The organism is Jiangella muralis (genome assembly GCF_001270745.1).
Lineage (GTDB): Bacteria > Actinomycetota > Actinomycetes > Jiangellales > Jiangellaceae > Jiangella > Jiangella muralis.
The window spans coordinates 1-12,448 of record NZ_LFXL01000050.1 but is presented as its reverse complement, the minus strand read 5'-3'; the positions used below and the strand labels follow the sequence as shown (position 1 = coordinate 12,448).

Below are 12,448 nucleotides of genomic sequence, written 5' to 3'. Positions count from 1 at the left end.
TCCATATTGGAGTGATTTCAACAGTTTTGAACCGTCTATTTCAGGTAATTTCCGGACCACGTACGTGTTTACCGAATACACGAATGCGGACATCCCCGACGCCGGGCCGGCCTGGTCACAGGGAATGTTTGCTCATGATCAAGGGGTGGGATCATGAGGAGTCGACCATGTTGCTCGACCGTGTGTATCAGGGGGACGATGCCGCGTTCGGCACTCTCTACCGCAGGGTGTCCCCGATGGCCCGGCGCGCCGCGCACAACATCGTGCGTGACTCACATGCCGCCGACGACCTCGTCCAGGAGACGTTCTATCTCGTGCTGCGGGCGGTCCGGTCCGGCCGCGGCCCGCGGGACTCCTTCGCCGGCTACGTCCTGGCGACGGTGAAGCACCTGGCGTACCGGTACTGCAAGACCGAGAGCCGCACCGTCGCCAACGACGATCCGGACATGTGGGAGCGCCACACCGACGTCGTGCTGCCGGCGGTGCAGACGGAGCGGGTCACGGCCGCGTGGGCGTCGCTGCCGCCGCGGTGGCGCAGCATCCTGTGGCTCGTCGAGGTCGACCGGTACTCGCCGGCCGAACTCGCGCCCGGCCTCTCGCTGACGCCGAACGCGGTCTCCAGCCTGGCGTCGCGGGCGCGGCAGGCGTTGCGGACGGCGTACCTGGCGACCGACTGACCGCGCCGCGGCCGGCCTCACCCACGACGTCAGGCCGGCCGGCCGGACGGCCGTCGCGCCAGCCGGACGTCAGCGCACGCCGCGCAGCCAGCGGCGCTGCCAGGGCGTCTCGACCGCCTTCGGGTGGTAGTGCGTACGGATCCAGCCGACCGCCTCGCCCTCCGGCACGCCGTCCAGGATCGCGAGCGCCGCCAGCGCCGTCCCCGTCCGCCCGCGACCGCCACGGCACGCGGCCTCCACCCGCTCGCCGTCGACCGCACGCCGGTAGGCATCGTGCAGCGCGTCGAGGGCGTCGGCGCGGTCGAGCGGGATCCAGAAGTCCGGCCAGCGGATCCGCCGGTGCGGCCACTCCGGCATCGTCCCGTCGGTCAGCACCAGCGTGAAGTCCGCCGGAGTGGCCGCCGCGCCGAGCGGTCGCCCGCGCACCGTCACGCCGCTGGGCAGGGTCACCACGCCGAGATCGTCCAGCCACTCCGTCATCCGTCGATTCTCGGACGCCGTAGGCCGCCCCGGCTGCGGCCGGCCCTACGCCCGTCGCGAACGGCGCGGTCAGACGGTCTCGGCCACGGCATCGCCGACGGTGTCCCCGGCGACGGGAGCCCGGCGAGGTGCGGATGGACGGCGCAGGCCCAGGGCGATGCCGGCGCCGCAGAGCAGCGAGCCGACCAGCCCGATCGGGGTCCAGACCGACGTCCCGGCGACGACGCCGACGACCATCCCGGCGATCGGCATGATGCCGGCGAACAGGCCGGCCCGGTCGGCGCCGAGGCGGATCACGCCGCCATACCAGAGCAGGAACGCGACCGCCGTCGTGCACACCGCCAGGAACGTGAGCGTCGCCGCCTCGGACACGGTCGGGACGACCAGGTCGGCTCCCGGCTCCAGCACCGCGAGCCCGGCCAGCAGCGGGACCGCGACCAGGCACACCGCGCTCGACACCTGTAGCGGGCTGAACTCCTTCAGCAGCGGGACGGCGAGCAGCGTGAACGCCGCCTCACAGAGCAGGAAGCCGACGGCGTACGGCAGGGCGCCCAGCGGGGCGGTCGTCGCGCCCTGCACGATCAGGATGCCGGCGACCACGACCGTGCTGCCCGCGACCGTCCGCGCGCGCACCCGGCCGCCGTCGAGCAGCGGCCCGGCCAGCGCGAGCACCAGCGGCGTCGCGCCGACCACCGCCGCCATGAACGCCGGGTCGGAGTGCCGCGTGCCCTCGATCAGCAGCCAGTTGAACGCCGCCAGACCGGTACCCGCCAGCAGCACGAGCCGACCGAGCTGGCCCGGACGCACCCGCGGCAGCCGTACCCGGCGCAGCCGCATGACGGCGAGCAGCACGAACCCGGCCAGCAGGTACCGCCATGCCTGCCCGGCCAGCACCGGATAGTCCGCGAGCAGCGGTCCGAACGCGATCGAGGCGCCGACGACGGTCATGCCGACGGTGCAGGCCAGCGCTCCTGTGGTGGTGGGCGACGCGAATCGGGTCATGAGACGATCGTCGCCAAGCAACTGGCCCATGGACAGGGCCAGAGGCGACATGGTCCACTAGGCCAGTGATGTCCGACATCGCCGCCGAGCTGGTCGCGCCCTGGGGTCCGCCTCCGCCGGTCGCGAAGGCCGCCTGGCTGCGCGGCCGGCTGATCGATGCGATCCTCGGCGGACGGTTGCCGCCCGGCACGGCGCTGCCCGGCGCACGCGACCTCGCCCAGGCCGTCGGCCTCGCCCGCGGCACCACCGACGCCGTCTACGCCCAACTGCAGGACGAGGGGTTCATCCGCTCCGCGCCGCGGCGGCGGCCGGTCGTGAGCGGCGGTCCGGGCGCCGGCGCACCGGCGCTGGCGCCGCCCAGCTCGGCCGCGCCGCCGCCGTCTCCGGGCGTGCCCGATCCGGCGCTGTTCCCGCACCGCGCCTGGGCCGCCGCGACGCGTGAGGCGCTGGCCCGGCTGTCCGAACGGGACCTCGGCTATCCGGATCCGGCCGGTCATCCACGGCTGCGGGCGGCGCTGGCCGACTGGCTGGCCCGGACCCGCGGCGTGTCCGCCGAACCCGACCAGATCCACGTCACCGGCGGCGTCTCGCACGCGATGTGGATGCTGACGACGGTGCTCGACGTCGCGACGTGGGCGGTCGAGCGGCCGTGCTCGCCCGGCACCATGCATCACCTGGTGCGCCGTCCGGTCGAGGTCGTCGAGATCCCGATCGACGCGGACGGCCTGGATCCGGCGCTGCTGGACGGGTCCGGCGCCGGTGGTGCGGGCGTCGGGGCCGTGATGATCACGCCGAGCCACCAGTACCCGACCGGCGTGCAGCTGTCCGCGTCCCGGCGACGGTCGCTGGTCGACGGGTGCCGCGTCGCCGGCCGCTGGCTGGTCGAGGACGACTACGACTCGCACCTCGCCGCCCCCGGCGTCGTGCCGGCGGCGGTGCAGGCGCTGGCGCCGGACCTGGTCGTGTTCACCGGGTCGCTGTCCAAGCTGCTGGCGCCGGGGCTGCGGCTCGGCTGGATCGTCGCACCACCGACCGTGGCCGACAGGTTGCGGGAGCAGCGCGAAGACTCCGACCTCGGCGTCTCGGTCGTGCTGCAGCTGACCGTCGCCGCGCTGATCGAGTCCGGCGGGCTGGACCGCCACCTCCGCCGCGCACGCCGCGTCTACGACGAACGCCGGTCCCTGCTGACGGCGCGGCTGGCGCCTCGGTACGAACTCGGCGGCGCGCCGGTCGGGGTGCACGCCTTCGCCCCGACGGTGGACGCGGCGGCGCTGGTCGGCGAGCTGCTGTCGTCCGGCGTACCGGCCGCCCCGGTGGACGACGCGGGTCACCCCGGCGCCGTGATCTCCGTGGCTGCCGTCCGCTGACCGGCCGCCGTCGCTGCTCGCGTCGGTTCCGGCGACGGGTTCCTCCGGGTGTGCGGCCGCAACCAGGCACCCAGCCGTAGCCGATTCCGTCACAACAAAAGGAACGGCGGCCGCCCCCAGGGGGAGCGGCCGCCGCGCCGTGGAGCAGTCGATCAGACCGCCGCGCCCTCCCGGGCCGGCTCGTCCTCACCGATGATGGCCGAGCGCCGCTTCGAGAACCAGACGGCGCCGACGATGATCGCGACCGCGACGATGGCGATCGTGTAGCGCAGACCGTCGTTGGCGTCCGCGCCCACCGACATCGAGACGATGGCCGGCGCGATCAGCACGGAGACCAGGTTCATCACCTTGATCAGCGGGTTGATGGCCGGACCGGCGGTGTCCTTGAACGGGTCGCCGACGGTGTCGCCGATGACGGTGGCGTCGTGGGCGCTGGAGCCCTTGCCGCCGTGGTTGCCGTCCTCGACCAGCTTCTTCGAGTTGTCCCAGGCGCCACCGGAGTTGGCCAGGAACACCGCCATCAGCACACCGGTCGCGATGGCACCGGCCAGGTAGCCGGCCAGCGGGCCGACACCGAGACCGAAGCCGACCGCGATCGGCGCCAGCGCCGCCATCAGGCCCGGCGTCGCCAGCTCGCGCAGCGAGTCCTTCGTGACGATGTCGACGACGCGGCCGTACGCCGGGGTCGACGTGCCGGCCATGATGCCCGGGTCGTCGCGGAACTGGCGGCGCACCTCGAACACGACCGCACCGGCTGCCCGGCCGACCGCGTTGATGGCCAGACCCGAGAACATGAACACGACCGCGGCACCGATGATCACGCCGACGAGGACGTTCGGCGACACGATCTCGAGGATGAACGACGACTCGCCGGCGATGTCGCCGCCGACGTTGACCAGCTCACGCGAGATGGCATCCATGTAGGAGCCGAACAGCGCCGTCGCCGCGAGGACCGCCGTCGCGATGGCGATGCCCTTGGTGATGGCCTTGGTGGTGTTGCCGACCGCGTCCAGCTCGGTGAGGATCTGCGCGCCCTCGCCGTCGACGTCGCCCGACATCTCGGCGATGCCCTGAGCGTTGTCGCTGACCGGGCCGAAGGTGTCCATCGCTACGATGACGCCCACGGTGGTAAGCAGGCCGGTGCCGGCCAGCGCGATGAGGAACAGCGACAGCTCGACCGAGCCGTCACCCAGCAGGAACGCGCCGTAGACCGCGCCGCCGATGACAAGTGCGGTGTAGACCGCCGACTCCAGTCCGAGCGCGATGCCGGACAGGATGACCGTCGCCGGGCCGGTGAGCGACGTCTTGGCGACGTCCTCGGTCGGCTTCTTGTCGGTGCCGGTGAAGTAGCCGGTCAGCCACAGGATGATGCCGGCCAGCACGATCCCGAGGAACACGGCGGCGGTCGCCAGGACGCGCGGGTCGCCGTCGTGGTCGCCGAGGCCGCCGTCGAGCTGGGCGAAGCTGTCGGGCAGGTAGGCGAACGCCGCGATGGCACACAACACCGCCGAGACGACCGCTGAGATGTAGAACGCCCGGTTGATGGTCGTGAGACCGTTCTCGCCGGGACGGGGGCGGGTCAGGTAGATGCCGAGGACCGCGGTCAGCGCACCGAGCGCCGGGACGATCAGCGGGAAGACCAGGCCCTCCTGGCCGAACGCGACCTGGCCCAGGATGAGCGCGGCCACCAGCGTGACGGCGTAGGACTCGAACAGGTCCGCCGCCATGCCGGCGCAGTCACCGACGTTGTCGCCGACGTTGTCCGCGATGGTCGCCGCGTTGCGCGGGTCGTCCTCGGGGATGCCCTGCTCGACCTTGCCGACGAGGTCCGCGCCGACGTCGGCGGCCTTGGTGAAGATGCCGCCGCCGACACGCATGAACATGGCGAGCAGCGCGGCGCCGAAGCCGAAGCCCTCGAGCACCGTCGGCGCGTCCTCCTGATAGACGAGGACGACGACGGCCGCGCCCAGGAGACCCAGACCGACGGTGGCCATACCGACGGTGCCACCGGTGCGGAACGCGACCTTCATCGCCGGGTCGCGGCCCTCGTCACGAGCGGCGGCGGCGACACGGACGTTCGCCCGCGTGGCCAGCCACATGCCCATGTAGCCGATGGCGGCGGAGAACGCCGCACCGACCAGGAAGAACAGCGACCGGCCGAAGCGAACGTCGGCGTCGCCGGGCAGCAGGAAGAGCAGGCCGAACACCAGCACCACGAAGATGGCCAGCGTCCGGAACTGCCGGTTGAGGTAGGCCGCGGCGCCCTCCTGCACGGCGCGCGCGATCGTCTTCATGTTCTCGGTGCCCTCAGGGGCAGCGAGAACCTCCCGGCGAAACAGCGCCGCCATAGCGAGGGCTGCCACCGCGATCAACGCGACGACAACCACATAGGAGAGGTTGAGCCCGGTCATTCGTCCTCCTTGACGTCGCCCTCGGGCAGGGCGTTGAAACAGCTGTCCGCGCCCGGTCCGCTGGACCGACCGCTGACAGGAATCGGCTCGTTCGTGTCGACGGCCCGCAAGATGGGCAGGATCCGACCGACCTGCGGAGTCTAGAGCGCCCCGGACCCAAAGTTCACGTCGGTCCACCTACCGACATCGTCACCACCGTGTGAAAGTACCCACACGATGCCGCCTGCGCGAGCCCTCTCAGGGCGTCTCCGTGGCGGCCACGGCCTCCTCGAGCGTCTCGTGAATCGGGAAGACCTTCGTGAGGCCGGTGATCCGGAAGATCTTCAGGATCCGCTCCTGGTTGCAGACGAGCCGGAGGGAACCGTCGTGCTGGCCGACCCGCTTGAGGCCGCCGACGAGGACGCCGAGCCCGGTCGAGTCGAGAAACTCGACCTCACGCATGTCAACGACGATGTGGTAGTGACCCGAGTCGACGAGCTCGACCAGCTGGTCGCGCAGTCTCGGCGCCGTGTAGACGTCGATCTCACCACCGACCGCGACCACGCTGCGGCCGCTCTCGGTACGGGTCGACAACGACAGGTCCACGCAGATCCTCCATGCCTCCATCGGTCAACACACAGCGCTCACCGCGTGCCGGGCTCATCCGCATTCAACCATGATGCGAGACTCACGAGGTGCCCCGCCCGAACGACCTGCTCGATGTCCTGCTGACCGGTCCGCACCGGACCGGACGTGTCACGCACATCGAATCGATACCCGCCCGGGCCGCCAAGCCCGGCGCGTGGCCGCTCTGGGTGGACCCCGTCGTGCGCGATCGCTTCATGACCGCAGGCATCGTAGCGCCCTGGGCCCATCAGGCACAGGCCGCTGCGCTGGCCTGGTCCCGGCGGCACGTCGTCATCGCCACCGGCACCGCGTCGGGCAAGTCGCTTGCCTACCAGCTCCCGGCGTTGACGGCGGCCCGCACCGGCCGGCGCCTCGGCGGCACGACGCTGTACATCTCGCCCACCAAGGCGCTGGCCGCCGACCAGCTGCGCTCGCTCGACGAGCTCGGCGTCCCCGGCGTCATGGCCACCACCTATGACGGCGACACCCCGATCGAGCTGCGCGACGTGGCTCGGACGCATGCGACGTACCTGCTGACGAACCCGGACATGCTGCACCACGCGATGCTGCCGGCGCACCACCGCTGGGCCGGCTTCCTCCGGTCGCTGCGGTTCGTCGTGGTCGACGAGTGCCACGGCTACCGCGGCGTCTTCGGCTCCCACGTGGCGCAGGTGTTACGGCGGCTGCGGCGCGTCTGCGCGATGTACGGCTCGACGCCGACGTTCGTGCTCGCCTCCGCGACGACGGCGAACCCGGCCCGCACCGCCGAGCTGCTCATCGGCATGCTGCCCATCGAGGCCGTGACCGAGGACGGCTCGCCCAGCGGCGCGAAGACGTTCCTCCTCTGGGAGCCGCCCCTGCTCGGCGACGGCACGAACCGGAACACCCGCAGCGTCGGCACCGGCCCTACAACCGTCAGTTCCTCGATTGCCGCCGTCACCAGTGACTCCGCCGGTCCAGGCGGTGACTCGGGTTCCTGGGGGGTCGACGGCGGGACGGCGCGGCGGCGGAGCGTGCTGGCCGAGTCCGCGGACCTGCTCACCGATCTCGTCATCGCCGACGCCCGGACCGTCGCGTTCGTCCGCTCCCGCCGTGCCGCCGAGACGGTCGCCGGGCTCGCGCGGTCGGCGTTGACCGAAGTGGACGCGTCGCTGCCGAGCCGGGTCGCGTCGTACCGAGCCGGTTATCTCCCCTACGAGCGCCGGTCCCTGGAGGCCGCCCTCAACGACGGATCGCTGGTCGGCCTCGCCGCGACGACGGCGCTCGAGCTGGGTGTCGACGTCAGCGGGCTGGATGCCGTCCTGATCGCCGGTTGGCCGGGGACGCGGGCGTCGCTGTGGCAGCAGGCTGGCCGGGCCGGCCGCGCGGGTCAGGCAAGCCTCGCCGTCCTGGTGGCCAGCGACAACCCGCTCGACTCGTACCTCGTCCAGCACCCGGAGGCGATCTTCGAGCAGCCCGTCGAGGAGACGGTGCTGGACCCGGACAATCCGTACGTGCTGGCGCCGCACTTGTGCGCCGCCGCGGCCGAACGTCCGCTGACCACCCAGGACGCGGCCATCTTCGGCCCGTCGACCGACGACGTCCTGGCGACGCTGGAGCACCGGCGGCTGCTGCGGCGAAGGGTCAAGGACGAGACCACCTGGCACTGGACCAAGCGCGAGCGCCCGACCGACCTGGCAGACTTGCGCGGCTCCGGTGGACTGGTCAGCCTGGTCGAAGCCGGCACCGGCCGCGTGCTCGGCACCGTCGATGGCGTCCGGGCGCACTCGACCGCCCACGAAGGCGCCGTCTACGTGCACCAGGGCGACACCTACGTCATCGAGAGCCTGGACCTCGACGACGGTGTCGCGATGGCATTGCCCGGTGCGCCCGACTACACGACGACGGCGCGCGAGGTCAGCACATTGCGGGTGCTGGAGGAGTCGGCGTCGGAGAAGTGGGGGTCGGCGCGCCTCGCCTTCGGCACCGTCGAGGTGGTCAGCCAGGTCGTCGGATACCTCAAACGGGCGCTGCGCAATGGTGCGGTGCTCGGCGAGGTGCCGCTCGACCTGCCCGAACGCCGCCTGCGCACCCGGTCCGTCTGGTGGACGCTGCCCGACGACGTGATCGCCGCCGCCGGGGTGTCGATGGCGGACGCGCCAGGCGCGGCGCACGCCGCGGAGCATGCGTCGATCGGGATCCTGCCGCTCGTGGCCAGTTGCGACCGCTGGGACATCGGCGGGCTGTCGACGCTGCTGCATCCGGACACCGGCATGCTCACGGTCTTCGTGCACGACGGTCATCCCGGCGGCGCGGGCTTCGCGGAACGCGGCTTCCACGCGGCGCGGTCCTGGCTGACGGCGACGCGTGACACGATCGCGTCCTGCCCCTGCCGCGACGGCTGCCCATCGTGTGTGCAGTCGCCGAAGTGCGGCAATGGTAACGAACCGCTCGACAAAGCCGGTGCGGTGCGGCTGCTGGACGTGCTGCTCTCCGGGGCCGACTGACCCGACCCGGATTCGCCCGCCGACGGGCCGGTGATCGCTACGGTGGACTCCGGGGGATCGATGAAGGGGTGGTCGCCGTGGTCGCTGTCGCACTGATCGTTCTCCTGCTCGCTCTGTTGCTCACCATCGGTGTGCTCACCGGCGCCGGCGAGTCGCTTTCCGTGGACCTGCTCGGTTCCGAGGTCACGACGTCGGGGTCCGGTCTGTACATCGCCGGTCTGATCACCGGCCTGGCGACGCTGGCCGCCCTGTGGTTGCTGCGGATCGGGCTGCGTAAGGAGCTGAAGCAGCGCAAGCGGATCCGCGACCTCGAACGACGTGCCGACCGCGCCGACGATCCGCACGGATCCCCCGTTGCCGACCATCCCTCTACCGACGGCGGCCGGCAGGCCACCGGCGCCGACGGTGACGCAGACGGAGACCGTCGCGGCAAAGACGCAGACGGCGATCGACAGGAGCCGGCCCGCGCCGATTCCGGATCGCCGGTCGCCGACCGCGACAACTCCTGACGCCCGGCCCACCGCGCACCTTCGCCCAGCCCAGCCCACCCGCGTCCCACAGCGCACCTCTGGACATCGCATCATCCGCCTCCGGGTGCCGCACCGCCCACCTCTACGCATCGCACCGCAGGCCTGCACGACCCACGGCGCCACGTCCCCGGCGCTCGGCCGAGATGAGTCAGCCGAGGTGGGTCAGCCCAACGCCTAGGCTGACCGCGTGACGTCGCCGCTCGGGTCGATTCCCGCTCCCGGGCTGGTGCTCGGTGGGATCTTCTCGCTGCAGATCGGCGCCGGTCTCGCGAAAGGCCTGTTCGACACGCTGCCGCCGACCGCCGTCGTGTTCCTGCGACTGGCGTTCTCGGCCGTGGCGTTGGCGGCCATCACTCAACATGCGGTCCGCGCGGCGCTGCGCCGGGCGTCGCGCGGTGACCTCGGGCTCGCGGTCACCTTCGGGCTCTCGCTGGCCGCGATGAACATCGCAATCTACGAGTCCTTCTCGCGCATCCCGCTCGGCATCGCAGTCACCATCGAGTTCATCGGGCCGCTCGGGGTGGCGGTCGCGCTGTCGCGACGCCGGCTCGACCTGCTCTGGGTGCTGCTGGCCGGCACCGGTGTCGTGCTGCTGGCTCGCGGCGGGTCAGGCGAGATCGATCCGGTGGGCGTGCTGTTCGCGCTGGTGGCGGCCGTCGGCTGGGCGTCGTACATCCTGCTCGGCAAGCAGCTCGGTCAGCGCTTCCCGGGCTCGTCCGGACTGACCGTGGCCAGCGTCGTGGGCGCGGTCGCGGTAGCGCCGATCGGCCTGACGACCGGCGGATCCGACCTCTGGCAGACCGAGGTGCTGCTTCTGGCTGCTGGAATCGCTCTGCTTTCATCGGTGATTCCGTACTCCTTCGAATTGGAAGCGTTGCGTCGCATGCCCGCGACGGTGTTCGGGATCCTGATGAGCCTCGAACCTGCGGCGGCCGCACTGGTCGGGCTCCTCGTGCTGGACGAGATCCTGCACGTTCAGGAGTGGCTCGCGATCGGCCTCGTCGTGGCGGCCTGCCTCGGCGCGACCCAGCAACGTCCGAGCCGCACCGAGCCCTGACCTGGACGCACAGGGAGGCTCGACGGTCCGGCGTGACGAGCGATCTGGGCGCGCTGATACCGACGCACGCCCAGATCGCACCGACGCACGACCACTACACCCGTCGACCGATGTGGGCGAAGCGGCCACAACCTCGTCCACGTCCGTCCGTACCTCGTACGAGCCCACCGTGCGGCGGCCGCGCCGAGCGGGACGAGCCGATCCGTGCGCAGCGACTGCGCCGTCCGGGCCTCAGCCGGGCCGCGGCGGACCGGCACGGGCACGTCGGTCCTGACCCGGCAGCCACGGCAACGCGGACGTCGTCGGCACCCGCACCTGGACCTCGACCTCCATGCCGTCGATGACGCAGTCGCGCAGGGTCGCGCCGTTGGCGTCGGCGATGCGGCCGGCGACGGCACAGGGATCGGCCGAGCCGAGCGCCAGCTGGTTCGCTCCCGCCAGCGCAGCAAGATCCGCCGCCGCGGCCGCCCGGTGACGGGCCGACTGACCCGCCGCCAAGACCGCGACGGCCTGCACAGCGACCATGATCGCCAGCACGATCGACAGGATCAGTACCGTCCCCGCACCGCGCTCGCCGGAGCGGCGTTGGACCGGCATCAGCCGGCCTCGGCCAGTGCGACCGAGTGCCCCGACACGGTGGGCGCCGGCAAGGTGTCGCCCAGCGGACCGGGCATGGCCATTCGCGTGCTGACCCGGACCTCGATCGTCCCGTCGACCTCGTCGATGACGACATCCGCACCCGATGGCGCCGACTCTGCCGCGACCTCGCGCACGACCGCCAGATCCTCGCCACGAGCCGCCGCCCGAGCCGCCTCGCGAGCGGCGTCGGAGCACCTCAGATGCCCAACGGCGATCGTGATCGCCCAGATCGCCATGAACAGCACCAGCACGAGGGCAGGGAACCCAGCCGCGATCTCGGCCGTCACCATGCCGCGCTGTGGATCGCCCCGCGCCACGGGTCGCCGGCGGCTCATCCGCCGATCACCCCGAACGCCTTCTCGATGACGTTGTTCAGCAGGGCCTGAACCGGCTCGCTCGTCAGCAACTTGTAGAGGACGCCGCCGAAGCCGCACGCCGCGACCGTCCCGACGGCGTATTCGGCGGTGGTCATGCCGCGCTCGCTGCGCAACCGACCGAGCCTGCTGGTGAACTTGGACATGGTGAACCTCCCTGGAATCCGGCGACCGGCCGGCGCGGAGCCCACGAGCTGTAGGCCTGCGACCAGGTTCTTCGGCCGGGCGAGCGGATCCCAGCGCCGAATCCGGTTTTGGGGACAACCAGCGGAATCGGATCGGCCTGTGGACAACGGGGCGCAAGGGCAGGCTCAGCGGCGATCTCATGGCGCGGCAGCGGTTCCGTCCAGCAGCGTGGTGTCCTAGCTGCGTGGCCGAGCAGGTCGCCGGTGGCGCGGAAGCCCGCCGGCCCAGCGGCCCCGCGGGGGTTCGGCGGCTTGACGCTCGGCGGCTCAGCGACCCGAACGGCTCGGCGGCTCGGCGGCTCGGCGGCTCAGCGACCCGAACGGCTCGGCGGCTCGGCGGCTCGGCGACCCAAGCGGGGTTCGGCGCCGTTGCGGCCGCGCCTTCACGCCGACACCGTGCCACGCTGGCCGTGCTCAACGTGCACGCCGTGCAGCTCGGCGACCCACGCGAGGTTCGGCGGCCCACCGACCAGAACGGCCCGACCAGCCCAGCGGCTCAACGGCCCGGCGCCTCAGCGACCCGAACGGCTCGGCGGCCCACGCGGCCTGACTGCCCACGCGGCTCGGCGGTCTAGCTGTACTGACCACGGACGTTAGGGACGGCGTGCCTGCTGGACGATGACGAAGACCTCCG

12 protein-coding genes are annotated in these 12,448 nt (G+C 71.8%); 5 read left to right on the top strand and 7 right to left on the bottom strand.

Annotated elements, in window-relative coordinates; all coding sequences use genetic code 11:
- Positions 1–167: 167 nt before the first annotated feature.
- Positions 168–677 carry an RNA polymerase sigma factor gene (locus ACW62_RS30150; protein WP_169792158.1) on the top strand — a complete coding sequence of 170 codons (510 nt, stop codon included), beginning with the start codon at positions 168–170 and terminating at the stop codon, positions 675–677.
- Between the two features lie 69 nt (positions 678–746).
- Here ACW62_RS30150 and ACW62_RS30145 read toward each other — a convergent pair whose 3' ends face one another.
- On the bottom strand, positions 747–1,157 hold the full coding sequence (locus ACW62_RS30145) for a protein-tyrosine phosphatase family protein (protein ID WP_053207835.1): 411 nt from the start codon (positions 1,155–1,157) through the stop codon (positions 747–749).
- Positions 1,158–1,226: 69 nt separating this feature from the next.
- On the bottom strand, positions 1,227–2,159 hold the full coding sequence (locus ACW62_RS30140; protein WP_053207834.1) for a DMT family transporter: 933 nt from the start codon (positions 2,157–2,159) through the stop codon (positions 1,227–1,229).
- Positions 2,160–2,227: 68 nt separating this feature from the next.
- Between ACW62_RS30140 and ACW62_RS30135 the strand changes: the two genes are divergently transcribed.
- Entirely contained in the window at positions 2,228–3,526 is a 1,299-nt protein-coding gene (locus ACW62_RS30135; protein ID WP_053207833.1) for an aminotransferase-like domain-containing protein, read from the top strand.
- 152 nt (positions 3,527–3,678) lie between these two features.
- Here ACW62_RS30135 and ACW62_RS30130 read toward each other — a convergent pair whose 3' ends face one another.
- Together ACW62_RS30130 and ACW62_RS30125 are read right to left on the bottom strand one after the other, a co-directional pair.
- On the bottom strand, positions 3,679–5,937 hold the full coding sequence (locus ACW62_RS30130) for a sodium-translocating pyrophosphatase (protein ID WP_053207832.1): 2,259 nt from the start codon (positions 5,935–5,937) through the stop codon (positions 3,679–3,681).
- A gap of 237 nt (positions 5,938–6,174) precedes the next feature.
- Positions 6,175–6,522, bottom strand: a complete 348-nt coding sequence (locus ACW62_RS30125) for an STAS domain-containing protein (protein ID WP_053207831.1) — start codon at positions 6,520–6,522, stop codon at positions 6,175–6,177.
- Positions 6,523–6,611: 89 nt separating this feature from the next.
- Between ACW62_RS30125 and ACW62_RS30120 the strand changes: the two genes are divergently transcribed.
- The 3 genes from ACW62_RS30120 to ACW62_RS30110 all read left to right on the top strand — a co-directional run bounded on the left by ACW62_RS30120 (position 6,612) and on the right by ACW62_RS30110 (position 10,616).
- Positions 6,612–9,029 (top strand): DEAD/DEAH box helicase, encoded by a 2,418-nt coding sequence (locus ACW62_RS30120; RefSeq protein WP_053207830.1) that lies wholly within the window; start codon positions 6,612–6,614, stop codon positions 9,027–9,029.
- Between the two features lie 68 nt (positions 9,030–9,097).
- Positions 9,098–9,538, top strand: a complete 441-nt coding sequence (locus tag ACW62_RS30115) for a hypothetical protein (protein ID WP_053207829.1) — start codon at positions 9,098–9,100, stop codon at positions 9,536–9,538.
- Positions 9,539–9,746: 208 nt separating this feature from the next.
- Positions 9,747–10,616 carry an EamA family transporter gene (locus ACW62_RS30110; RefSeq protein ID WP_053207828.1) on the top strand — a complete coding sequence of 290 codons (870 nt, stop codon included), beginning with the start codon at positions 9,747–9,749 and terminating at the stop codon, positions 10,614–10,616.
- A 231-nt stretch (positions 10,617–10,847) separates the two neighbouring features.
- Here the strand turns inward: ACW62_RS30110 and ACW62_RS30105 are convergent, their stop codons facing one another.
- From ACW62_RS30105 to ACW62_RS30095, 3 genes are read right to left on the bottom strand one after another with little or no spacing between them, the layout of a single operon-like run.
- Entirely contained in the window at positions 10,848–11,213 is a 366-nt protein-coding gene (locus ACW62_RS30105; RefSeq protein WP_053207827.1) for an Rv3654c family TadE-like protein, read from the bottom strand.
- Positions 11,213–11,545: a TadE family type IV pilus minor pilin gene (locus ACW62_RS30100; RefSeq protein ID WP_276202983.1), complete on the bottom strand. Its 333-nt coding sequence runs from the start codon at positions 11,543–11,545 to the stop codon at positions 11,213–11,215. The genes ACW62_RS30105 and ACW62_RS30100 overlap by 1 nt, the downstream gene beginning before the upstream one ends.
- Positions 11,546–11,586: 41 nt before the next feature.
- A complete protein-coding gene (locus ACW62_RS30095) occupies positions 11,587–11,775 on the bottom strand; it encodes a DUF4244 domain-containing protein (RefSeq protein ID WP_053207825.1) in 189 nt (62 codons plus the stop codon).
- Positions 11,776–12,448 lie beyond the last annotated feature (673 nt).